We start from the raw sequence: 23743 nt of genomic DNA, 5'->3' as shown, positions 1-23743 counted from the left end.
CTCAGTCCATCAGCTTGCGGCTGAAATAGACCATCATCTGCGCGGTCATCACCGCCGACTGCTTGGCATCCGCGCCCGAGCCGTGGCCCCCTTCGGTGTTCTCGTAATAGAGGAACGGCAGCCCGTACTCCTCCATCCGCGCGGCGAACTTGCGGGCGTGCTGCGGGCCGGTCCGGTCGTCCTTGGTGGTGGTGAAGATGTAGGGCTCGGGATATTTCCCGCCGCGCTTGAGGTTCTGGTACGGCGAGGTCTTCTCCCAGAAGGCGCGGATCGCCGGATCGGCGTTCACGTCGCCGTATTCGCCTTGCCACGAGGCGCCGCGGGCGATCTTCGAGATGCGGATCATGTCGAGCAGCGGCACCTGGATGGTAATGGCGTTGAACAGCTCGGGATACTGGACCATCGCCACGCCCATCAGCAGCCCGCCGTTGGAGCCGCCGTAGATGCCGAGCCGCCGCGGAGAGGTGATCTTGCGCGCTTCCAGGTCCTTCGCCACCGCGGCGAAGTCGTCGTAGATGATCTGCCGCTTGGCGCCGAGTCCGGCCTCGTGCCAGGCGGGGCCGAACTCGCCGCCGCCGCGGATGTTGGCGAGCACGTAAGCGCCGCCGCGCTCGAGCCACAGCTTGCCGATGGCGCCCGAATAGTAGGGCGTCTCGCTCGACTGGAAGCCGCCGTAGGCGGTCATCAACGTCGGCGTCGAGCCGTCGAGCTTCATGTCCGTGCGATGGACCACGAAGTAGGGGATTTTCGTGCCGTCGCTCGAGGTCGCCTCGAACTGCTCGACGACGTCGTTCGAGGCATCGAACTTGGCCGGCAGGTGCTTGAGCGCTTCGGGCGCGGCGGGGGCCGCGGCGTCGGCGATGTAGAGCGTGCTCGGGGTCAGGAAACCTTGCGCGGTGAGGAACATCGCGTTCGACTTGTCGTCCGCCGCGGCCACGCCGAGCGCGAGGTTGTCGGGCAAGGCGATCTGCGTCGCGCCCCAGTTGCCGTCGGCGAGCGGCGCAAACGAGAGCACGCGCCCGCTGACGTTGTGCAGTGTCGACAGCAGCAGGCGGTCTTTCGTGGTCGAGATGCCATCGAGCGCGTCGCGCGGCCCCGGCGCCCAGACGAGCGTCGGGACGAGCTTGCCGGGATCCTTCTTCAGCTCCGCGAGGTTGAGCGCGACCACCGAGCCGGCCTTGAAGGTCGTGCCGGCGACGCTCCAGTTTTCGTCGAGCGAGACGATCGCCCGGCCCGCGACGAGCGCGGACACCGAAGCCTTTTCGGGAATCGCCAGCTTGTCGGCCGTGTTGCCGGTGAGCACGAACGTCTCGCTGTGGAAAAAGTCCTTCGCGCGCACCAGCAGCGACAGCGTGTTGCCGTTGCCGTCGCGCAGCACGCTGGGGAACACGCCAACGTCGCTCTTGTAGCCGCGGAACAGCTCATGCGCGGCGGCGAGCGGCTGGCCGCGGCTAACCCGCTTGACGATGTACGGGTATCCGGATTCGGTCAGGTCCTGCCCGCTCCAGTCGGTCGAGACGAGCAGGTGATCGGCGTCTTCCCAGTCGAACGAGAGCTGGCTGCGCGGCAGGAAGAACCCGTCCTTGACGAAGGCGTTCTTCGCCAGGTCGAACTCGCGCGCCTGGGTGGCGTCCTCGCCGCCGTCGGACAGCGAGATCATGCACAGGCGTTCCTCGGGCATGAGGCAGTTGGCGCCCTTCCACACCCAGCTCTTGCCCTCGGCCTTGCCGAGCGCGTCGACGTCGAGCACCGTGCGCCACTTGGGCTCCTTGCTGCGGTAGTCGGCCAGCGTGGTGCGCCGCCAGAGGCCGCGCAAATGCTCTCCGTCCTGCCAGAAGTTGAAGATCCCGCCGTTGCGGAAGGCCGGCATCGGGATGCGGTCCTCGGCCGTGGCGATCTTGAGCGCCTCGTCGTAGAACGGCTGGTAGCGACGGTCGGCTTCGAGGGTGGCGACGGCCTTGGCGTTGTGCGCTTCGACCCACGCCATCGCCCGCGGCGAATCCTTTTCCTCGAGCCAGATGTAGGGATCGTCGCTCACCGCCTGGCCCCATGCAGCGCTCGACAGGACGGCCGCAAGCGGAACGAGGCGTTTGAGCAGGCGCATAGGCGGGCAACTTTCGACATCCGGGATGTCACATTCTTACCGCCCGCGTTCCGCGGCGCAATCGTTTCGACCGCTACTTGAAGCGGCCCCAGACGAACTTGCTCGACAGCGCATAATTCCACACCGAGGCCACGGTGACGCCGATGACCGCGGCGGCGTACCAGTGGACGCCGTTGTCGTTGAGCATCGCCGCGACCGCCACGTTGGCGAAGGCGCCGACCGCGCAGGCGGCGCAGAACTTGGCCCAGCCGAAGAACAGCGCCTGCAGGCCCGCGAGCTTCTGGTCGCGGTAAGTGAGCAGGTTGTTGAGCCAGAAGTTGAAGGTCATCGCCAGCACCGCGGCGATCGCCTGGGCGAGCGTAAACGGCACGTGCGCCAGCTTGTAGAGCGGGGTCAGCACGGCCATGTGCACCACCACGCCGAGCGCGCCGACGGTGCCGAACAGCGCGAAACGCGTGGGGATGATCCGGCCGAACCAGCGTTCGTAGAGCCCGGCGAGGAAGTCGAGCACCACGCCGTGGTCGAGCTTGCTTTCGCCGGAGGCGCGTTGGGCGAACTTCAGGGGAAATTCCTTCACTCTTAGCGGCGGTTCGGCGGTGGCGAGGATGTCGAGCATGATCTTGAAGCCGATGCCCGAGAGCCGGTCGGCCTGCTCACGCAATTGCGCCGTTCGCAGCAGGAAGAACCCGCTCATCGCGTCGCTCAGCTCGCTGCCGACAAGCTTGCGAGCCAGCGCGTTGGCCAGGCGCGAGCCTTTCTCGCGGCCCTTGCTCGAGAGGCCCTCGGCGGTCCCCCCTTCGGCAAAGCGGCTGGCGTAGGCGAGGTCGTATTCGCCCGACTTCACCGCCGCGAGCATCTCGCGCAGCAAGGCGGGATCGTGCTGGTGGTCGGCGTCCATCACCGCGACATAGGGCGCCGCCGTGGCGCACATCCCCTCGATCGCCGCGCTGGCCAGGCCGCGGCGGCCGATCCGCTGGATCACGCGGACGCGCGGGTCGGTCTTGCCGATCTCGCGGATCGCATCGGCGGTGCCGTCTCGCGAGTTGTCGTCGACGAACACCGCTTCCCAGCCGCTCGGCCCGAGCGCCTCTTCGAGCCGGGCGACCATCGGCGCCACGTTGCCCTTCTCGTTGAGCGTCGGCAGGACGATCGCCAGCTCGAGCTGGCCAAAGACGGCCTGGCCGGCCGCTTCGGCGGCCTCGACGATCTCCATGCGGGTCATTCGCACCGCCTCGCCGGATCGATGGCAAATATCAAGAAAAGCTTTCGTTCGCGCCGCGCTCGGGCATAGTCACGGCGGGTCGCGCCGGTCGAGGGGGATACGACGCATGGCGACAGCTGTTTCAACAGGAATCGCGGCGCCGCTCGACGCGGATCTCGCGCTTGCTGCCGGCACCCCCGACCAGCCCGAGGCGCGCATCTCGACGCTCGACTTCATCCGCGGGGTGGCCGTGCTCGGCATCCTCGCGACCAACATCCTCAACTACGCGCAGCTGCCTGGCGCGCATCGCTGGCTGAAGCTGATCGGCGAGCCCTCGTTTGCCGACAAGGTGCTGTGGGTCGTCAACTTCCTGTTCGTCGACGGCAAGCTGCGCGGGCTGTTCGCGATGCTGTTCGGCGCCGGGCTGGTGCTGTTCATGGACCGCGCCAAGGCCAGGGGCGCGAAGCCTTACTGGCTGCAGTACCGCCGGTTGTTCTGGCTCGCCCTGTTCGGCCTGTTCCACTATTACGTGCTGTTCGAAGGCGACATCCTGTTTCACTACGCGCTGCTCGGTATGATCGCGGTGCTGCTGGTGCGCCTGCCGGTCAAGCCGCTGCTGATCGCCGGCATGCTGCTCTATTGCGCCGACAGTTACTTCGCCTCGCAGGACCTCGGCGGCTGGGCGCGCGACGAGCACCGCATCCTGGCCGAGCCGGCGAGCAATCCCGAGCGCGTCAAATACGTCGAGGAGCAGGACCAGTTCGTCGCCGACGCGCGGGCGGAGGGCAAAGTGCTGGCCGAGGGCAGTCTGCCGCAGATCGTCGCCTATCGCGTGCGTCACTACGGCCTCGACCCGCTCTTCGGCGCCGTCACCATGATCTTCGATTCGCTCGCCTGCATGCTGGTCGGCGCGGCGCTGTTCCGCATGGGGTTCTTCTCGGGCGGGTGGGACCGGCGCAAGATGATTCGCTGGGGCTCGCTGGGCATCGCCGCCTCGCTGCTGATGGCCGCGCCGCTCGCGGCGTGGGTCTGGGCGGCGGACTTCCCGCGCGCGCTCAACATGTTCGTGTTCTACGGTCCGAGCCACGTGATCCGGCTGCCGATGGTCCTCGGCTATGCTGCCGTGCTGGTGGCGATGACCCCGGTGTGGGCGGCGACGGGCCTCGGCAAGCGGCTGTCGGCGGCGGGGAGAATGGCGTTCACCAATTACATCGGCGCTTCGGCGGTGATGGCGGCGATCTTCCAAGGCTGGGGCCTGGGCCTCTACGGTCATTTCATGCGCCCGGGCATGGAGCTGTTCGTGCTCTTCGGCTGGGCGCTGATGCTGGTGTGCTCGCCGTGGTGGCTGGCGCGCTTCCGCTACGGTCCGCTCGAGTGGTTGTGGCGCTGCCTGACCTACTGGCGGTTGTTCCCGCTCAGGCGAGCGGCCACGGCCTAGAGCCGCGCCACTACCGCGTCGCCGATCTCGCTCGTTCCGGCGTGGCCGCCGAGGTCGGCGCCCTTGACGCCGTCCGCGAGCGCCTTCGCCACCGCCGCCTCGATCCGCGCCGCCTCCGCCTCGCGGGCGAACGAGTGGCGCAGCATCATCGCCCCCGAGAGGATCATCGCCATCGGGTTGGCCTTGCCCTGCCCGGCGATGTCGGGCGCGCTGCCGTGGATCGGCTCGTAAAGCCCCTTGGTGCCGAACCCGGTCTGCTGCTCGCCGAGCGAGGCGCTGGCGAGCAGGCCGATCGAGCCGACGCACATGCTCGCCTGGTCGGAGAGGATGTCGCCGAACAGGTTGCCGGTGACGACGACGTCGAACTGGCCCGGATCGCGCACCAGCTGCATCGCCGCGTTGTCGACGTACATGTGGCTCAGCGCCACGTCGGGGTACTCGGCGGCGACCTCGATCACCACGTCGCGCCACAACTGGCTGGTTTCGAGCACGTTGGCCTTGTCGACGCTGCACAGGCGGCCCTTGCGGCCCCGCGCGGCCTTGAAGCCGACATGGGCGATGCGGCGGACCTCGTCCTCGGCGTAGGACATGAAGTCGAAGCCCTGGCGGCGGCCGTCGTCGAGCGTGCGGATGGCTTTCTCGCCGAAATAGACGTCGCCGTTCAATTCGCGGACGATCAGCAGGTCGATCCGGCGGGCGATCTCGGGGCGCAGGGCGGAGAGGTCCTCGAGCCCGGGAAACATCGTCGCCGGGCGCAGGTTGGCGAACAGCCCGAGCGCCTGGCGCAAGCCGAGGATAGCCTGTTCGGGCCGCAAGTGGCGCTCGAGGCCGTCGCACGCCGGATCGCCGACCGCGCCGAACAGCACCGCGTCGGCGGCCTTGGCCACTTCGAGCGTCTCGGGCGGGAGCGGGTGGGCGTGGCGGCGATAAGCGGCGCCGCCGACGTCGGCTTCGGCGAACTCGACGCCCGGCAATTCGAGCGCGTCGAGCACCTTGCGCGCCTCGGCCATGATCTCCGGGCCGATGCCGTCGCCCGCCAGTACCGCGATCTTCATGCCATTCGTCCCAACAGGTCCCGTAAGCGAGCGCGCGCGGCCATAACATCGCCGCGGCGGTCGGCAAGCAGGTAGTGGTCGAGCGGGCCGGCGAGGCGATCCATTTCGGCGAGCACGCCGGGAAGGTCCTCGCCCGCCGATCGCTCGCCGCCATAACCGAGCTCACGCAGCAACAGCGCCTCGTAGCCGACCAGCGCCCGTCCCCAGCCGCGCGCGGACGGCGCGCAGCAAATGGCCTCGAGCAGCCCGGTCAGCGCCTGGTAGATCGTCGGATAGGCGTGGCGCTCGGGCAGCACCGTGGCGGTGAGCGTCGTCGCCCACTGGATCGCGGCCGCCGGCAGCGGTTCATTGAGCCATGGCCCGCGGCTCTCGACCAGTTCGAGCCGGGCGAACGGCAGCTGGCTGTCGGACCGCGAGCGCAAGTCGACCTCGACCAGGTTGCCGGGGATCACCACCGGGCGAAGCTGGCGCCCCCTGCCCCCGGCGACATACCCCGCAAGCAGGCCGTGATCGGCGGTGAGCAACTGCGCGATGACCGCCGTTTCGCCATGCGGACGAGCCGCGCAGAGAATCGCTGGGGCGCGGACGTTCATGCGCTAGAATTGCTCAGGCTGCCCCAGATGCTGGAGGTAGTCCGGCTTGCCGAGCGAAACGCCTTGGGCGCGCATGATCGCGTAAGCGGTGGTGGCATGGAAATAGAAGTTGGGCAGGGCGAAATCGCGCAGGTAATCGGCGCCCTTCCAGCGATAGCCCATGCCGTTGGGGAACTTGATCTCGACCGCGCGATCTTCGGCGCCGGCGAATGCCACGGGGTCGACACTCTCGATAAAGGCGATGGTCTTGTCGCAGCGCTGCTTCAGCTCGGCAAAGCTGGTCTCGGTGTCAGGCATCGAGGGCGCCTCGATGCCGATCAGCCGCGCGACCGCGTTCTTCGCCGAATCCGAGGCGAACTGGTACTGCGCGGTGAGCGGGCGCATGTCTTCTGCCAGCTTGGCCGCGACGAGCTCCGCTTCGGGCTTCTCCGCCGCCGCCTTGTCGAGCCAGTTGCCCATGTTGCGCAACATCTTGACGAAAACCGGCACGGACGATTCGTAGATAGTGAAACTCATGAAGACCTTCTCCGAATTGCGGGAGGGTCTTGGACCGCTTTCGCCCGGCGGGCGAGCTACTTTTCCAGCCTGGCTTCGAGCGCGGCCACGCGGGCGGCAAGCGCCTCGGCCTGTTCGCGCGCCTTGGCGGCCATGTCCTTGACCGCGTCGAATTCCTCGCGGCTGACGAAATCGAGCCCGCCGAGGGCTTCCTTCATCCGCTCGCGCGCGCCTTCGCGGGCCTCGCGGGTCATGCCGGCGAGAGTGCCGGCGGCGCTGTTGGCGACCTTGACCAGGTCGGCGATGAGGGGGTTTTCGCTTTGCATGGCGGTGATGTGGGACCTTGCCGGGCGGCCCGCAAGCTACAATTCGATGCGTTGCACCGCGTACGAGGCATTCGCCCCGTCGGCTTGCGGGTTGAGCTCGAGGAACTGCCAGTTGAGCACCGTCGCGAACAGGATCCACAGCACGTAAGGCACCATCAGCCACCCGGCGAGCCGGCGCACGCGCCAGAACAGCGCCACGGTGACCAGCACCACCACGTCGAGCGCGAGGATCACCGCCAGCGCGATCTTGATCTCGTGGAGCGCGAAGAACACCGGGCTCCACGCGAGATTGATCAGCAGCTGGAGCACGAACAGCGCGATCGCCGCGCCACGGTAGCGCGCGCCCCAGGCGGCGCAGACCAGCGCCAGGGCCACACCCATCATCGCGTAAAGTGCCGACCAGACAATGCCGAAGGTCGCCGGAGGCGGGTAGGTCACCGGCTTGGCAAGGTTGGCGAACCATGGGTTGCTCGCCGTGCTCCCGGCCACCATGCCCGACAGAAAGCCGAGGCACAGGACAAGCGGCACAACGAACAGCGCCCAGCGGAAGAAGCTGGCGCGAAGCTGGGCGGGCGAAGCGAGACGGTTCATCGGCACTCCTGTGATTCGCGCCGCTATACAGCACCCCGGCGGGCCGAAACGAGGAATTCGACATTGCCCTCGGGGCCGGTGATGGGGCTCTCGACAATGCCGTCGACGGTCCAGCCGGCGCCTTCGAGCCATTGCCGCACTTCGTCGCAGACCCGGGCGTGCAGCGCCGGATCGCGCACCACTCCGCCCTTGCCGACTTCCTCCCGCCCGACCTCGAACTGCGGCTTGATCAGCGCGACCAGGCGGCAATCGGGCGCGGCGAGCTCGAGCGGGCGCTCGAGGACCTTGGCGAGCGAGATGAACGAGGCGTCGCAGACCACCCAGTCGCACGGCCTGTCGATCTGCCCGGGCGTGAGCACGCGGGCGCTGGTCTGTTCGAGCACCGTCACGCGCGGGTCCTGCCGCAGGCTCCAGGCGAGCTGGTTGGTGCCGGAATCGACCGCGAAGACGTGTTCGGCGCCGCGCTGGAGCAGCACGTCGGTGAAGCCGCCGGTCGAGCTGCCGATGTCCATCGCCACCGCGCCCGCGGGGTCGAGAGCGAAATGGTCGAGCGCGTGGGCCAGCTTGATGCCGCCCCGGCTGACCCACGGATGATCGCGGCCCTTGACCTCGATCTCAGCATCTTCAGCCACTTGCTGGCCGGACTTGTCGACCTTTCTCGTGCCGACGAAGACCAGGCCGGCCATCACCAGCGCCTGCGCGCGGGCGCGGCTTTCGGCGAGGCCGCGGGCCACCAGGAGCTGGTCGATGCGTTGCTTCGCCATGTATGCGCGCTTAGCCGTTCCGCAACGCTTGAGCCAATCCCGCCGCTCGGCCACAGAGGAAGGCATGACCAAGCGCTCCCTCGCCACCCTGCCCCTCGCCGCGCTGATGGCGCTTGCGGGATGCGTAACGCCGCCGACCCCGCCGCCGCCCGCCCCCGCACCGGCGCCGACTCCGTCACCCACGCCCACGCCGGCGCCCGCTCCGACCTACTCGAACTGGGTGGACGCGCCGCAGACGCCGGGCGACTGGTTCTACATCCCGCAAACCGGCGCCTCGATCGCCGCGTTCGGCCCGGCGGAGCGGCAACCGATGTTTGCCCTGCGGTGCGACCAGGCAAGCCGTACCGTCTCGATCGGCCGTACCAGCGCGTCGATGGCCTCGCAGCCGATGACGATCCGCACCGAATCGGCGACGCGAACCTTTTCGGCAAATCCGGCGCAAGGCAGCGTCGAACACCTGGTCGCGGCGAGCCTGCCGGCGGCCGACCCCTTCCTCGACGCGATGGCATTTTCGAAAGGGCGCTTTGCCGTGGAGGTCGGCGGCGAGCCGACTTTGTACCTGCCGAGCTGGCCCGAAGTGACCCGCGTGATCGAGGACTGCCGCTAGGCGACAGCTTCGCTTTTGCCCCTGCCGGAACGGAAAAGGCCCGCGCTCCCCCACGCGGGCCCGAAGCTGCAAATTCTGACAGTGAAAAACATAAATGCAAGACTTGCTTTGTTGCGCCGAACGACTCACATTTACCAACAAGGCCAGCGGTCCACGCGGGTCTTGGCCACCGGTGAAACGGGCGGTCCGGCTCTAAGCGCGAAAGGAGGTGATCCGATGTCTCATGGTTCAGCAGGGAGGTCGGAAACGACCCTTGCGGAGCATTATCGGTAATCTGATCTTTCGCCGATAAAGGCTTCGTGGGCGGCTCTTCTGGCCGCTGACCATGCGAAGGGCGGTTCTCGGGATACCGGGGCCGCCCTTCTCATTTTCGGCGCCCGCGGGGAAGGATAGCCTGCGATCCGATCTGCCCTTCAATTTGCCGCGCGCCCCGGCTAGGGCTGACTGCGGTAGTCGCAACGGTTACCATTTATTACAATTTGCTTGCCTATATTGTAATATTCGTACAGGCACGCCGCATCACAACCCGAGACGAACCCATGGCTGACAGCGCCGACCACCCGATCGATTTCACCCGCGTGCCGCATCCCGCCCCGGTTCCCGCCGAGGCCCGCGCGCGGGCGATCGCCGACCCCGGATTCGGCAAGGTGTTCACCGATCACATGGTGACCATCGAGTGGGACGAAGACCGCGGCTGGCACGGCGCGACCCTCGGCCCGCGCGGTCCGCTGAGCCTCGATCCGGCCTGCGCGGTGCTGCATTACGCGCAGGAGATCTTCGAAGGGCTCAAGGCCTACAAGCTGGCCGACGGCACGATGGCGCTGTTCCGTCCCGAGGAGAATGCCCGCCGCTTCAATCGCTCGGCCGACCGGCTGGCGATGCCCAACCTGCCCGAAGAGGCGTTCGTCGAAGCGATCCGCAAGATCGTCCTCGCCGACCGCGAGTGGTTTCCGCCGGTCGACGGCGGCAGCCTCTATATTCGTCCGTTCATGATCGCCACCGAGGCGTTTCTCGGCGTGCGCCCGGCCAAGCAGTACAAGTTCCTCGTCATCCTCAGCGCGGCGGGCAACTACTTCAAGTCGGGCTCGCCGGCGGTGTCGATCTGGGTCTCGCAGGACTACACCCGCGCCGCACCGGGCGGCACCGGCGCGGCCAAGTGCGGCGGCAACTACGCCGCCAGCCTGGTCCCGCACGCCAACGCCGTCGCCCGCGGGCACGACCAGGTCTGCTTCCTCGATGCCGCCGAGCACCGCTGGGTCGAGGAGCTGGGGGGCATGAACCTGTTCTTCGTGTTCGACGACGGCAGCCTCGTCACCCCGCCGCTGACCGGCACGATCCTGCCCGGCATCACCCGCGACAGCCTGATCCAGATGGCCCGCGAGGAAGGCCTGACCGTGCGCGAGGAGCGCTACGCCATCGACCAGTGGCGCGCCGATGCGGAGAGCGGCCGGCTCACCGAAGCTTTCGCCTGCGGCACCGCCGCGGTGGTCACCCCGGTCGGCAAGGTCGCCAGCCACGACGGCGAGTTCACTATCGGCTCGGGCGGCCCCGGCCAGACCACGCAGCGCCTGCGCGACAGGCTCGTCGCGATCCAGCGCGGCACCGCCGACGACAAGCACGGCTGGGTCATGCGGCTCGACTGAGTCGGTTTTCGCTCGTTCCAAGCGCCGCCGGTCGCCGCGGCATGGCCGGACGGAATCGCCGGACGAAAGATTTTGCCCTTCCCGAGCGCGCATGGGATAGCTCGCCCATTCGCCAGAGGGGAACGTTTCGCATGCTCAGGACCTTGACGCTGCCCGCCGCCGCGGCGCTGCTCGCCGCAGCCTTGCCCGCCTCCGCCGGGGACGTTCCGGCGTGGATCGCCACCAGCAACCGCTACACCCAGGAGCTGCTCGAAACGCAGGCCAAGTTCGCACCCGAGGGAGCCGCGCAGACCGGGCTCGAGCGGTACGACGGGCTGGCGATGGACCTCGGCCCCAACTTGTCGCAACGCCTGATCGCCGCCGAGCAGGTCCGGCTCGACGAATTCAAGGCAGCGCGGACGCGCGAGACCGACCCGCAAGTCAGGCAGGACCTGCAGATCCTGATCGATTCAATCGAGCGCGACATCGAGGGCACCCGCCTCAGCGATCGGCTGACCCTCGACTGGTACGACGTGCCGCAGATGGTGTTCGGCAACATGAACGACGCGCTCGACGCGCAAATCGGCGCGGCGCGCCAGGCCAAGGCCAGGGAACTGCTCGAGCGCTACACCGGGCTCTATCCGGGAACCACGCCGCTGACCGAGCTCGCCAAGGCGCGCTGGGCGGACAGCCAGGGCGAAGGCAAGATCGGACCCTACAAGGGCCGCGTCGAAGACACCCTCGGCAAGACCGAGACCTATATCGCCGGCATCCACCAGCTGTTCGCAAAGGCCAAGGTCGCCGGCGCCGACAAGGCGCTCAAGGCGATGGACCGGCAGCTGCGCGACTATGCGGCGTGGGAGAAGGCCACCGTCCTGCCCAAGGCGCGCGACGACTTCCGCCTGCCGGCCGAGCTCTACGCCTTCCGCCTCAAGAAAGTCGGCATCGACTTGCCGCCCGAAGACCTGGTCGCCCGGGCGCGGCGCGGCTTCTACGAAACCCGCGCCGAGATGCAGGCGCTCGCGCCGCAAGTGGCGCAGAAGTTCGGCTTCGCCGAGACCGACTATCCGTCGGTCATCGCCGACCTCAAGAAGGACAAGATTCCGGCGGATCAGATGGAACCCTATTATGCCGGGGTGCTGAAGCAGATCGACGCCACGATCACCCGCGAGCGCATCATCACCCGGCCGGACTTCCCGGTCCTGATGCGCCTCGGGACCCCCGCCGAGAACGCCCAGCAGCCGGCGCCGCACATGTCGCCGCCCCGGCTCATCGGCAATACCGGCGAGCGCGGCCAGTTCGTGCTCAGCACCGCCGATCCTTCCGCCGGCGCCGACGCGGCTTACGACGATTTCAACTTCAAGGCCGCGGCGTGGACCCTGAGCGCGCACGAGGCGCGCCCGGGACACGAATTGCAGTTCGCCCAGATGCTCGCCCGCGGCGTCAGCCAGGCGCGCGCGCTCTACGCCTTCAACAGCGTCAACGCCGAAGGCTGGGCGCTTTACGCCGAAGCCGAGTTCAAGCCCTACGAGCCGACCGAAGGGCAGCTGATCGCGCTGCAGTACCAGCTGCTGCGCGAAAGCCGGGCGATGCTGGATCCGATGCTCAACCTCGGCCAGATCACGCCCGCCGAAGCGGCCAAGTGGCTGCGCGAGGAGGTCGGCCTGTCGAAGGCGTTCACCAAGGAGGAAGTCGACCGCTTCACCTTCCGCAGCCCGGGCCAGGCGGGCAGCTACTATTACGGCTACGGCCAGCTTGCCGACCTGCGCACCGCGACCGAGCTGGCGCTGGGCGACAAGTTCGACCGGCAGGCATTCAACGACTTCGTCGTCGACCAGGGCCTGCTGCCGCTCGACCTGCTGGCCAGGGCCGTCCGCGAGGACTTCATCCCGGCGCGGCTGAAGAGCTAGGGGCGCGTTCCCGTCTACGACCATTCGCTACACTTGCGGGCTTTGCCAATCGGGCCCGCCGGATTAGACAGAGTCAACGACGGGGGCGAATCGTGTTCCGTCGAGGGAGAGACGGGATGAAGACGAAGGTGGTTCTCGCAATTCTGGCTGCCGGCAGCCTGGCCGCAATGGCCTCGGCGCAACAGGCGCCCCAGGGAGCGCCTGGCGCTGCTCCCGGACGGCCGGCCGGTCCGCCCCGCGGCGGCGGGCTGCCACCGCCCGAGCCGATCGAGCACGTAAAGGACAATGTCTACAAGATCTTCGGCGGCGGCGGGAACACCCTGGTCGTGGTCCAGAAGGACGGCGTCGTCCTGGTCGACACCAAGATGCCCGGCAACGGGCCCTACATCGACGAGCAGGTGAAGAAGGTCACCGACAAGCCGATCAAGCTGATCATCAACACCCACAGCCACCCCGACCACGTCGGCAGCAACGATTACTTCCGCGAGCACTATCCCAACGCCCGCATCATCATGAACGAAGGCGCCAAGGAAGAGCTGAGCGGCGGACCGCGCCCCAGCCCCGCGCTGCTGCCGACCGAGACCTACAAGGACCGCATGACGATCGGCTCGGGCGCCGACCGGATCGAGCTCTACCACTTCGGCCGCGGCCACACGAACGGCGATACTTTCGTGCTGTTCCCCGCCGCGCGCCTGCTGTGCATGGGCGACGTGATGGCGTGGAACATGGCGCCGTTCCTGCCCGCCGGCGGGGCCGAAGCGATCGCCGAGGAGACCGGCGCGCTGGTCAAGGCGATGAAAGGCAAGGTCGACCTGGTCGAGGAAGGCCACGGCCATATCAACAACTGGGCCGGCCTCGTACGGCTGGCCAAGTTCGACCGCGCCCTCGTCGATGCCGCCAAGGTTCACTACGATCGAATGGACCCGCCCGGCATGGCGGTGGCCGACCTGCAGAAGAACGCCGACTTCGCCCCGCTGCTCGATACCCACATCAAGAAGGGCCTCGAGTACGGCAACACCCCGCGCGCGCGGGCGAACATGAACGTCAATATCGCCTATCTCGAGTTCGCCGGAGAGCCGGTCGGGTTCGGGGTGGCCAACGGTCAGCCGCTGCCGGCGACGGACAAGCACAAGGGCTCCGATCCGAAGGACACCGCCCCGCCGACGCCCGAGATGCTGGCCACGGCGGTGGCCAAATAGGGCTCCCTCAGGCCGCCTGCTTCTCGCGCAGGCGGTCGAGGATCAGGTCGCTCGCCCGCTCGCCGATCATGATCGCGGTGGCGTTGGTGTTGCCTTGCGGGATGGTCGGCATGATCGACGCGTCGGCGACCCACAGCCCCTCGAGGCCGCGCACCCGGCAGTCGGCGCCGACCACCGCTTCGGGATCGTCCGCCGCGCCCATTTTCGCGGTGCCGACCGGGTGGAACATCGGGATCGTCGCCGCACGTACGTAGAAGCCGAGCTGCTCGCGCGTCGTCAGTTCGGCGCCGGGGCGAACCTCGCTCCTGACAAGCGGCGCGATGGCCGGCTGGGCCATGATCTTGCGGGCGATCTCGAGCCCGTCGATCAGCTGCTGGACGTCGTCTTCGACGCCGAGCAGCAAGTGCTCGATCTTGGGCGGGGCATCGGGATCGTTCGCGCGCAGGGTGATCCGCCCCCGCGACTGCGGGCGCATCAGCGCGACGAAGGTCGACACCGAGCTTTCCGGACGCAGCGCGAGGTTGCCCTTGTCGGTCACGTCGAAGGCGAAGGCGGAAAAGGCGAGCTGGAGGTTCGGCGCGGGCAATCCCTCGCGGCTCTTCACGAACGCCTGCGCATGGCCGATCCCGGTGGTCAGCGCGCCGGTGCGGGCGATGGCCAGCGAGAGCACCGCCTTGACGCCGTTGAGTCCGCGCGCATCGTCGTTCAGCGTGTGGGCATCGACCGAGTTGACCAGGTGGACGCCAGGATGCTCCTGCAGGTTGCCGCCGACCCCCGGCGCGTCGCAGACGACGTCAATCCCGTGATGCCGCAGATCCTTCTCGGGGCCGATCCCCGAAAGCATCAGCAGCCGCGGGGTGTTGAGCGCGCCGGCGCACAGCACCACGCCTTGGCTCGCCGTGAGCGTCGATACCTCGCCGCCGCGGCGGATCGTCACCCCGGTCGCGCGGCCGTTCGCGATCTCGATCCTGAGCACTTGCGCTTCGAGCAGGATTTCGAGCGTGGCGGGCTTGCGGCGCAAATAGGCGGCCGCGGTCGAATGCCTGAGGCCGCGGCGCTGCGACAGCTGGATATGGTCGACACCCTCCGCGTTCTGCCCGTTGAGGTCGAGCGAGCGTGGGTAGCCCGCCTGCTGCACCGCCTCGATCCATTCGTCGGTCACCTCGTAGCGCGAGCGCACCTCGGAGACGGCGATCGGACCGCCCTGCCCGCGCCACTCGTCCTCGCCGCGCTCGTTGTCCTCCATCCGCCGGAAGTACGGCAGCACGCTGGCGTAGTCCCAGCCGGTCGCGCCGAGCTCCGCCCAGCGGTCGTAGTCCCACTTGTGGCCGCGGATGAACATCATCCCGTTGATCGCGCTGCCGCCGCCGAGGCGCCTGGCCGCCGGCCACACATCGGGCCGCCCGCCGACCGAGGCGTCGGGCTCGGCCTTGTACATCCAGTCGAACTCGGGCGTGTGGACGATGCCGCTCATCAGCGCGGGGACCTTCGAGCGGATGTCGGCGTCCGACTTGCCGGCCTCGACCAGCAGCACGCGCTTGCCGCTCTCGGCCAGCCGCGCCGCGCAGGCGGCCCCGGCCGAGCCACCGCCGATGACGATCAGGTCCGGCGTCACTCGGGCCGCTCCCAGATGCCCCGGCCGGGCAGCCGCGCGCGGTCGTGCGGGGTGCCGAGGTCGAGCTCCGGCCCGATCGGGTAGAGGTGGTGCCTGTCGGTCAGCGCGTAGTAGTTGCGCTTGATCTCCTCGAGCCTGACCGTGCCGGCGATGCCCGGCCACTGGTAGAGCTCGCGCAAGTACCCGCGCAGCGCCGGATAGTCCTCGACCCGCCGCAAGTTGCACTTGAATGCGCCGTGATAGCCGACATCGAAGCGGATCAGCGTGGTGAAGGCGCGCCAGTCGGCCTCGGTCAGCCACTCCCCGGTTAGGTAGCGGCTGCGCTCAAGCTGCGCTTCCATCGCGTCGAGCGTTTCGAATACGCCGCGCGCGGCTTCTTCATAGGCGCGCTGGGTGCTGGCGAAGCCGGCGCGGTAGACGCCATTGTTGAGCGTCGGATAGATTAGCTCGTTCCAGCGGTCGATCTCCCCCCGAAGCGCTTCGGGATAGAGGTCGAGCCGGTTGCCGGTCAGGTGGTCGAACGCCGAATTGAGCATGCGGATAATGTCCGCGCTCTCGTTGTTGACGATCCGCCGCGTCTTCTTGTCCCACAGCGTCGGCACGGTGGCCTTGCCGGTATAGTGCGGATCGTGCTCCTGGTAGACGCGGTAGAGCGGGTGCGGCACGGTGAACGGCGGGATCGTCTCGTCCTGGAAGATCCATCCCTGGTTGCCGATCACCCCGTGAGAGGCGGACAGCGAAATGACGTCTTCGAGCCCCTTGAGCACGCGATAGGCGGTGGTGCGCGAAGCCCACGGGCAAACCCAGGCGATGAACAGGTGATAGCGGCCCGCCTCGGCCGGGAACTCGGCGTCGGGGTCGGGCGAGATCCACTGGCGCAGCGGGCTCTCGATGCGTCGGAACTGCCCGTCCTCGCCGATTTCCTCGGCTGCCGGCGGGGAATCGCGCCAGACGCCGTCGTAAAGCTGGGACATCGCCTGCCTTGCTCCTTCCGCTCGCGCGCCTCCTAACGGCTCGTGCCGGGCCTGTCAGCGTGGAACCGATGCGGCCGATGGGGATTAACTATCGAATTCGCCGCTTCATGCCCGGAGGCAGTCATTCCCCTCAAGAAATTGGAAGCCGACCTCATCGCGGCGCGCAACGCGCTGCGCGAAAGCGACGCGCGCTTCAACACCCTCGCCGACGCCCTGCCGCACATGGTCTGGTCGGCCCTGCCCGACGGCGATCACGACTATTTCAACCAGCGCTGGTACGAATTCACCGGCGTGCCCGCCGGCTCCACCGACGGCGAGGGCTGGAACGGCGTGTTCCACCCCGACGACCAGGAGCGCGCGTGGGAGGTCTGGCGCCGCAGCCTCGCCACCGGCGAGCCGTACGAGATCGAATACCGCCTGCGCCACCACAGCGGCGAGTACCGCTGGACGCTCGGGCGGGCGACGCCGATGTGCGGCGCCGACGGGCGCATCGTCCGCTGGATCGGCACCTGTACCGACATCGACGCCGCCAAGCGCCAGGCAAAGCAGATCGAGGTTCTCAGCCGCGAGCTCAGCCACCGGATCAAGAACATCTTCGCCGTCGTCGGCAGCCTGATCTCGATGTCGGCCCGGCAGGCGCCGGAGCACAAGGAATTCGCCAGCGGGATCAGGCAGCGGATCGGCGCGCTGGGCCGCGCGCACGAGTTCGTTCGCCCGCACAGCGAGGAGTCGCGCAATCCCGGCATAGACACCACGCTGCACGCCCTGGTGGCGGAAATCCTTTCGCCCTACCCGGCCTTCGACGCGAAGCGGATCGAGATCGGCGGTTCGGACGAGATGGTTGACGACCGCAGCGCCACGCCGCTCGCCCTGCTGATCCACGAGCTGGCGACGAATGCCACCAAGTACGGTTCTCTCAGCAACGAAAGCGGCAAGGTCCGCATCACCACCGGGGTGGCCGACGAGGATCTGGTGCTCGAATGGAGCGAAGTCGGCGGGCCAGCGATCGCAGGCGAGCCGGAAAGGACCGGCTTCGGCACCGTGCTGAGCGAGATCAGCATCCGCGATCAACTGGGCGGGGAGATCGATCGCCGTTGGGAACCCGGCGGCCTGCGGGTGGGCGTGCGCGTGCCGTGCAAGAACCTGCGCCGACGGGAGCTGTCAGCCGAATAGGCGCAAGTAGGGCGGAGCCTTGGCCGGGCTGCCGCTGCGCACCGCCAGCGCATAGCTGACGGCCGAACAGACCATTTCCTCGTCGGTGGGCTTGGTGATGACCCCGACCGCCCCGGCAATGCCCTTGCCGAGCAGGCGGGGATTCGCCGTCACGAACAGCACCGTCACGCCGCTGGAACCCAGCGTTGCGCCGATTTCCGGCCCGGTCAGGCCGTCCCGCAGATTGAGGTCGATGAGCGCGAGATCGATTTCCTGGTTGAAGTAACCCTGCGCCGTCGGCAGGTCGGGAGCGATCCCGACCGTTTCGTGGCCGAGCTCGCGCAGGATCGATTGCAGCTCCAGGGCTACCAGCATTTCGTCTTCGACGATCAGAATTCGGGCGGACATAAGATTAACGAATCGTGTGGTTAGAGAGACAGTCAGCTGAGAAACTCCTGAGGGGTTCCTCGGGTTCCTTCGGCCCGCCGCATCATCCTGCGGCCAGCAGCCTGGCTGCGCCGGGACCATGCTCGAGCAACTCGAGCAATCCGCGCTCCTCGCGGCTCAGCCACCTGGTCTTGCGCGGCAGCTTGAGCGCCTTGCGCCACTTCGCCTGGCGCTCGACCAGCGCCACCACCGCCGGGTGGACATAGCTCTTGCGGGCGATGGCGGGGGTGTTGCCGAGCCGTTCGCTCACGTCTTCCATCAGCGCCTTGAGCGTCAGCTGCCCCTCCGCATGCGCGAGCAGGCCGAAGGCGATTGCGCTGGCATGCCAGGTGCGGAAGTTCTTGGCGGTGAAGTGCTCGCCCATCGTTTCGCAAAGGTAGTCGTTGACCTCGGCGGAGCCGACCGAGTGCACCTCATCGTCGTCGCCTACGTACTGGAAGAGGTGCTGGCCGGGCAGGTCCTCCATCTTGCGCACGAAGTGGGCGAGGCGGCGGTCGGTTACCGCGACTTCGGCCAGCTTGCCCGACTTGGCCTTGAAGCGTAGCTTTACCGTCCTCCCCGAGACGCTGACGTGCCGCATGCGCAGCGTGGTTGCGCCGAAACTCTTGTTCGCCTTGGCGTAACTCTCGTTGCCGACGCGGACCACGCCGAGATCGAGCAGGCGCACAACGCTGGCGATCGCCCGCTCCCGGCTGAGGTGGGTGCCGGCGAGGTCCTTCTCGACCCGCTTGCGCAGCTTCGGCAGCAGTCGCCCGAACTCTGCGCACCCGTCGAACTTCTCGGCTTCCTGGCGGGAGCGGTAATCGGGGTGATAGCGGTATTGCTTGCGGCCCCTGTCGTCGATGCCGGTGGCGAGGATGTGGCCGTTCGGATCGAGGCAGAACCACGCGTCGGTATAGGCCGGCGGCAGCGCGATAGCGTTCAGCCGGTCGATCTCGGCGCGGTCGGTGATGCGCTTGCCGTCGGGATCGAAATAGGCCCAGCCGCGCCCCGACTTCTTGCGGGAAATCCCAGGCTGGCCGTCGTCGACATGGGTCAGCTTGGGAGCGCGGGTCGCCATGGGAGCGCGGAACGGACCGCAAGGCCTTGCGGTTCCAGACAATTGCCGCCAACCGCTGGACCATGATGCGCGACCCAGCCGCCCGTCTTCCGCGCACCGTCTGGGCGCTCGGCCTGGTCAGCCTGTTCATGGATGCCTCGTCGGAGAGCATCCACGCGCTGCTGCCCCTGTTCCTGACCGTGTCGCTCGGCGCCACGGCCGCCACTGTGGGTCTGATCGACGGCGTGGCGGAAGCCGTTGCCAGCGTGACCAAGATGTTCTCCGGCTACATTTCCGACCGCCTCGGCCGGCGCAAGCCGCTGGTCCTTCTCGGTTACGGGCTCGCGGCGCTGTCGAAGCCGCTGTTCCCGCTGGCGACCAGCGCGACGACGGTATTCGCGGCGCGCTTCGCCGACAGGATCGGCAAGGGCCTGCGCGGAGCTCCGCGCGACGCCCTGGTCGCCGATGTCACCCCGCCCGAGATGCGCGGCCGCGCGTTCGGCCTGCGCCAGGCGCTCGACACCGCCGGCGCGTTCTTCGGCCCGCTGGCGGCGATCGGCCTGATGGCCGCGTTCGCCGACAACATGCGGCTGGTCTTCTGGATCGCCTCGGTCCCCGCGCTGCTGGCGGTCGTGTGCGTGCTGGTGGGCGTCGAGGACCGCGCCACGCCGCCATCGAAAGCGCCGCAAGTCCCCCTGCACCTGTCCGAACTCAAGCGCCTTCCGGGCGATTTCTGGCAGGTGATCGGACTCGCCGTCGTGTTCATGCTCGCCCGCTTCAGCGAAGCGTTCCTGATCCTCAAGGCCAGCGCCGTCGGATTGCCGCTGATGTGGGCGCCTCTGGTGCTCGTGGTGATGAACGCGGTCTACGCGCTCGGTTCCTATCCCGCGGGTGTCTGGGCGGACCGCTCGCCGCCGCGGCGCCTGCTGCTGGTAGGCCTCACCTGCCTGATCGCGGCTGACCTGGCGCTTGCGTCGGCGGCCACCGCGGTCGGCGCGTTCGTCGGCATCGCGCTGTGGGGAGCGCACATGGCGCTGAGCCAGGGGCTGCTGGCGAAGCTGGTGGCCGAGCACGCTCCGGCCGAGCTTCGCGGGTCGGCGTTCGGCATCTTCAACCTGGCGACCGGCGTGGCGGCGCTCGTCGCCAGCGTACTCGCCGGCGTCCTGTGGGATTGGCAAGGCGCGGGAGCGACGTTCCTGACCGGCGCCGGCTTCGCGGCACTGGCGGGGCTGCTGGCGTGGCGGATCGCGGCGGCGAACCGAAATTAGCCGCCGCAAACATTCTCTCCCTTGCCCGCAACCCCGGCTCCCGCCATTTGGACCGCAGCCGAAGTTCAACGATCGAGGAGCGCGCCCATGTCCGACGTCTACACCCCGCCCAAAGTCTGGGAATACGATCCCGAGAACGGCGGCCAGTTCGCCGGGGTCAACCGCCCGACCGCCGGCGCGCGCGAGGAGCACGAGCTGCCCGTCGGCAAACACCCGTTCCAGCTCTACTCGCTCGGCACCCCCAACGGCGTGAAGGCGACCATCATGTTCGAGGAACTGCTCGAGAAGGGCTTTTCCGACGCCGAGTACGACGCCTGGCTGATCAAGATCTTCGAAGGCAACCAGTTCTGGTCGGGGTTCGTCGACATCAATCCCAACTCGAAGATTCCCGCCCTGGTCGACCGCAGCGGGCCAACCCCGTTCCGGGTGTTCGAGAGCGGCGCGATCCTCGTCCACCTGGCCGAGAAGTTCGATTACCTGCTGCCCAAGACCAACCCGGCGCGCGCCGAGACGATGAGCTGGCTGATGTGGCAGATGGGCAGCGCGCCGTTCATGGGCGGCGGCTTCGGCCACTTCTACGTCTACGCTCCCGAGCGCTACAAGTACCCGATCGACCGCTACGCGATGGAGACCAAGCGGCTGTTCTCGGTCGCCGACATGCAGCTGGCCAAGACGGAGTATCTCGCCGGCGCCGACTACACGATCGCCGACATCGCCAGCTATACGTGGCTCGGCAACCTCTACCACGGCGCCTACAACCGCTGTGACATCTTCCTCGGCCTCGACGAGTACGAGAACGTCGCGCGCTGGGTGAAGACGATCGACGCGCGGCCGGCGGCAATTCGCGGGCGCCTGGTCAACGCGCAGAACGGCTTGCCCGAACGCCACTCGGCGAGCGATTTCGACACCCTCGACAAGGCGCTGTTCGACCCGGTGAGGAAGCGCGCCGACGTCTGATCGGCGCGCTCGCTCCGCTCCTCAGAAGCGGTAACCCGCCTCCACGCCGTAGACCCGCGGGCGGGCCTTGAACACGAAGCCGCCGGGCGAGAACTCGGCGTTGTACTTCTCGTTGAACAGGTTGCTCGCGAATGCGGTCAGGCTCCAGGCGTCCGTCTTGATGCCGGCGCGCACGTCGAGCAGGCTCACCGGGTTGCGCACCGTGGTGTTGTAGACGTCCCACCAGGTCCGGCCGGTGCGGCGGAAATCCCACCGCAGCAGGCCGGAGACCCCACCGCCCATGTCGGGCGTCCACTGCACGCCGACGTTGATCGTCGAACGCGAGATGTCGGGCGCCTCGTTGCCGATCGCCGCGGGATCGGGGAAAGCCTTGATCTCGCTGTCGGTCAGCCCCCACGAGGCGTCGATCTGGAAATCGTCGGCCGGGACCACCCGCGCCTCGAGCTCGATGCCCTTGAGGCGCACCTTCGGCACGTTGCCGAGGTTCTGCGTCGAGTTGGCGTAGAGGTAGACGAAGAAGTAGCCGTTCTTCGAAGTGGTGGTGAAGGCGGCGCCGTTCAGCGTCAGCAACCCGTCGAACCACTGCGACTTGAAGCCGGCTTCGAGGGTGTCGGCGGTTTCGGCTTCGAACACGTCGTTGACGCCGACCACGCCGCTGCTGGCGGCGACCACGCCGACGCCGGTCTGGTTGAAGCCGCCCGAGCGGAAGCCGCGCGAGTAGCCGCCGTAGATCGTCAGGTTCTTGGTCGGCGTGAAGGTCGCGGTGACCTTGGGCTGCCAGTCGCTGAAGTTCCTTCTGCGTACGTCGCCCTCGTGGCTCTGCGGCGCGCCGTTCAGGAAGGCGATGTAGTTGATGTAGGCGAGCCAGGCCTCGGGCGTCTTGGTCGTGTTCTTGCGCCGGTCATGGTCGTAGCGCAGCGAGCCGTCGATGCGGAACAAGTCGCTGAATTCGTAGCCGAGATTGGCGAACGCCGCCCAGGCGAAGTTGTTCTGCTGGTCCGACAGGAACGAGTATTGCGGGTTGTCGGGGTTGGTCGTCGGCGTGCGATAGACCGGGAACACGCCCTTGCCGAGATCGAGCATGTTGCCGGTCGAAATGAACCGGTCGGTCGAAATCATGTAGCCGCCGAACATCCAGAACAGCGGGGTCGAGGTGGGGCTTTCGAACCGCAGCTCCTGGCTGAACGCCTTCACGTTGAGGTACTGGCTCTGGTTGAGGTCATTGTTGCCGCTGAAGCAGAACGGCGTCACGTGGCAGAACGCCTCGTTGATCGGCAGGAAGTCGAACGCGTCGCCGGTGATGATTTCCTTGACCGTGTCGTACGAGGTCACCGAGGTCATCTTGAAGCCCTCGCCGGCGTAGCTGAGCTTGGCCGAGACGTTGTTGGTGTCGCGGTTGTCGATGCCGGCGTTGTTGACCCGCACCGGCAGGCTGACGTCGTTCACGTCGGCGACGATGTTGTACCAGAAGCCCTGCGTGCGGGTGCGGTCGGCCGAGGCCCTCAGGTCGAGGTTCCAGTCGGGGCCGAGATCGAACAGCAGGTTTCCGCGCAACGCGTAATCCTTGTAGGGATCGGCGTCCTCGCCGAGGTACGGGTTGCGGATGTAGCCATCGGTGTCCTTGAACAGGCCCGAGAGGCGGAACTTGACCCCCTTCGCCAGCGGGCCGCTGATCCCGCCGTGGGTGTACCAGCCGAAGCCGTTGTCGATCCCGACGGTGACGCTGCCTTCCAGCTGGTCGGTCGGCTGCTTGGTGGTGATGATGATCGCGCCGCCGATCGCGTTGCGGCCGTAGAGCGCGCCTTGCGGGCCCTTGAGCACTTCGATCTGCTGGATGTCGAACAGGTCCTGGTTGAACTGCGCCGGATTGACCTGCTGCACCCCGTCGACGACCACCGCGACCGACGGCTCGCTGTTGCGCGCCTGGGTGATGCCGCGGATGATGACGAAGGCGTTGCCGACGTTCTGCGTCTCGACCAGGTTGACGTTGGGCGTGAGGTTGATGAAGTCGGCCGGCTTCTCGATGCCGGCGTTGGCGATGGTCTCGGCGCTGAACGCGGTGATCGCCGCAGGCGTGTCCTGCAGCGTGTCGGCACGGCGCAAGCCGTAGACCACGATGGCATTGCCGTCCTGCGCCGGAGCGGCCTGGTCGCCGGGAATGGCTTCGGTGGTCGGAGTGGCCTGGCTGGCATCGTCCTGCGCCGTGGCCGGAACGGCAAGGGTCAGCGACAGGACGGCGAGCGATGCGCCGGCGAAGCGGCTAGCGGAAATCTTCATGTTTTCCCTCCCTAGGAATTGCCTCATTCTTACATTTGTTAGGGAAAGCGGGCAATTTTTGTTCGCGGCTGCGCTTCGGAACGCTGCCGAAGCGTGTCTTTCGAGTCAC

Annotated in this window: 21 protein-coding genes; 8 read left to right on the top strand and 13 right to left on the bottom strand. The window is 67.6% G+C overall.

Annotated elements, in window-relative coordinates; genetic code table 11:
* Position 1 precedes the first annotated feature (1 nt).
* Complete coding sequence (locus G7B69_RS00870; protein WP_166175105.1) at positions 2-2104, bottom strand: prolyl oligopeptidase family serine peptidase; 2103 nt, start codon at positions 2102-2104, stop codon at positions 2-4.
* Between the two features lie 73 nt (positions 2105-2177).
* Positions 2178-3317, bottom strand: a complete 1140-nt coding sequence (locus G7B69_RS00865) for a glycosyltransferase (RefSeq protein ID WP_207785925.1) — start codon at positions 3315-3317, stop codon at positions 2178-2180.
* Between the two features lie 115 nt (positions 3318-3432).
* Between G7B69_RS00865 and G7B69_RS00860 the strand changes: the two genes are divergently transcribed.
* Positions 3433-4743, top strand: coding sequence for a DUF418 domain-containing protein (locus G7B69_RS00860; RefSeq protein ID WP_166175101.1), 1311 nt, complete (start codon positions 3433-3435; stop codon positions 4741-4743).
* Here G7B69_RS00860 and leuB read toward each other — a convergent pair.
* The 6 genes from leuB to G7B69_RS00830 are packed head-to-tail and all read right to left on the bottom strand — an operon-like array spanning position 4740 to position 8567.
* A complete protein-coding gene (gene leuB / locus G7B69_RS00855) occupies positions 4740-5798 on the bottom strand; it encodes a 3-isopropylmalate dehydrogenase (protein ID WP_166175099.1) in 1059 nt (352 codons plus the stop codon). The two genes, G7B69_RS00860 and leuB, sit on opposite strands and share 4 nt — an antisense overlap.
* Complete coding sequence (gene recO, locus G7B69_RS00850; RefSeq protein WP_166175097.1) at positions 5795-6391, bottom strand: DNA repair protein RecO; 597 nt, start codon at positions 6389-6391, stop codon at positions 5795-5797. Before recO ends, leuB begins: the two co-directional genes overlap by 4 nt.
* Before the next feature lie 3 nt (positions 6392-6394).
* Positions 6395-6907, bottom strand: coding sequence for a DUF1993 domain-containing protein (locus tag G7B69_RS00845; protein WP_166175095.1), 513 nt, complete (start codon positions 6905-6907; stop codon positions 6395-6397).
* A gap of 56 nt (positions 6908-6963) precedes the next feature.
* Complete coding sequence (locus G7B69_RS00840; RefSeq protein ID WP_166175093.1) at positions 6964-7212, bottom strand: accessory factor UbiK family protein; 249 nt, start codon at positions 7210-7212, stop codon at positions 6964-6966.
* Between the two features lie 36 nt (positions 7213-7248).
* Complete coding sequence (locus tag G7B69_RS00835; RefSeq protein ID WP_166175091.1) at positions 7249-7803, bottom strand: TspO/MBR family protein; 555 nt, start codon at positions 7801-7803, stop codon at positions 7249-7251.
* 23 nt (positions 7804-7826) lie between these two features.
* Positions 7827-8567, bottom strand: a complete 741-nt coding sequence (locus tag G7B69_RS00830; RefSeq protein WP_166175089.1) for a TlyA family RNA methyltransferase — start codon at positions 8565-8567, stop codon at positions 7827-7829.
* A gap of 64 nt (positions 8568-8631) precedes the next feature.
* On the opposite strand from G7B69_RS00830, the gene G7B69_RS00825 reads away from it, so the two are divergent.
* The 4 genes from G7B69_RS00825 (at position 8632) to G7B69_RS00810 (ending at position 13905) form a co-directional block, all read left to right on the top strand.
* Positions 8632-9174 (top strand): hypothetical protein, encoded by a 543-nt coding sequence (locus G7B69_RS00825; protein ID WP_166175087.1) that lies wholly within the window; start codon positions 8632-8634, stop codon positions 9172-9174.
* Between the two features lie 539 nt (positions 9175-9713).
* Positions 9714-10817, top strand: coding sequence for a branched-chain amino acid aminotransferase (locus G7B69_RS00820; protein WP_166175085.1), 1104 nt, complete (start codon positions 9714-9716; stop codon positions 10815-10817).
* A 131-nt stretch (positions 10818-10948) separates the two neighbouring features.
* Positions 10949-12706, top strand: coding sequence for a DUF885 domain-containing protein (locus G7B69_RS00815; protein WP_166175083.1), 1758 nt, complete (start codon positions 10949-10951; stop codon positions 12704-12706).
* Positions 12707-12822: 116 nt separating this feature from the next.
* Positions 12823-13905 (top strand): MBL fold metallo-hydrolase, encoded by a 1083-nt coding sequence (locus G7B69_RS00810; RefSeq protein WP_166175081.1) that lies wholly within the window; start codon positions 12823-12825, stop codon positions 13903-13905.
* A gap of 7 nt (positions 13906-13912) precedes the next feature.
* Here the strand turns inward: G7B69_RS00810 and G7B69_RS00805 are convergent, their stop codons facing one another.
* Positions 13913-15520, bottom strand: a complete 1608-nt coding sequence (locus G7B69_RS00805; RefSeq protein ID WP_166175079.1) for a GMC family oxidoreductase — start codon at positions 15518-15520, stop codon at positions 13913-13915.
* Entirely contained in the window at positions 15517-16494 is a 978-nt protein-coding gene (locus G7B69_RS00800) for a glutathione S-transferase family protein (RefSeq protein ID WP_166175077.1), read from the bottom strand. Before G7B69_RS00800 ends, G7B69_RS00805 begins: the two co-directional genes overlap by 4 nt.
* A gap of 138 nt (positions 16495-16632) precedes the next feature.
* On the opposite strand from G7B69_RS00800, the gene G7B69_RS00795 reads away from it, so the two are divergent.
* Positions 16633-17667 (top strand): sensor histidine kinase, encoded by a 1035-nt coding sequence (locus G7B69_RS00795; protein ID WP_166175075.1) that lies wholly within the window; start codon positions 16633-16635, stop codon positions 17665-17667.
* Here G7B69_RS00795 and G7B69_RS00790 read toward each other — a convergent pair.
* Positions 17656-18054, bottom strand: coding sequence for a response regulator (locus G7B69_RS00790; RefSeq protein ID WP_166175073.1), 399 nt, complete (start codon positions 18052-18054; stop codon positions 17656-17658). The genes G7B69_RS00795 and G7B69_RS00790 overlap by 12 nt on opposite strands.
* Positions 18055-18136: 82 nt before the next feature.
* Positions 18137-19153, bottom strand: coding sequence for a DNA topoisomerase IB (locus G7B69_RS00785; RefSeq protein ID WP_166175071.1), 1017 nt, complete (start codon positions 19151-19153; stop codon positions 18137-18139).
* Positions 19154-19215: 62 nt separating this feature from the next.
* Here G7B69_RS00785 and G7B69_RS00780 point away from each other — a divergent pair, with 62 nt between their 5' ends.
* A complete protein-coding gene (locus tag G7B69_RS00780; protein ID WP_207785915.1) occupies positions 19216-20400 on the top strand; it encodes an MFS transporter in 1185 nt (394 codons plus the stop codon).
* Positions 20401-20487: 87 nt separating this feature from the next.
* Positions 20488-21357, top strand: coding sequence for a glutathione-dependent disulfide-bond oxidoreductase (gene yghU / locus G7B69_RS00775; protein ID WP_166175069.1), 870 nt, complete (start codon positions 20488-20490; stop codon positions 21355-21357).
* A 21-nt stretch (positions 21358-21378) separates the two neighbouring features.
* On the opposite strand, the gene G7B69_RS00770 is transcribed toward yghU, so the two are convergent.
* The gene (locus tag G7B69_RS00770) at positions 21379-23634 is read right to left on the bottom strand and encodes a TonB-dependent receptor (protein WP_166175067.1); all 2256 of its coding nucleotides are present in this window, start codon (positions 23632-23634) and stop codon (positions 21379-21381) included.
* Positions 23635-23743 lie beyond the last annotated feature (109 nt).

The sequence above is a fragment of the Croceibacterium segetis genome (assembly GCF_011320115.1).
Classification (GTDB): domain Bacteria; phylum Pseudomonadota; class Alphaproteobacteria; order Sphingomonadales; family Sphingomonadaceae; genus Croceibacterium_B; species Croceibacterium_B segetis.
Note: the sequence above shows the minus strand (reverse complement) of the source record. Positions and strands in the feature narration are given on the sequence as shown.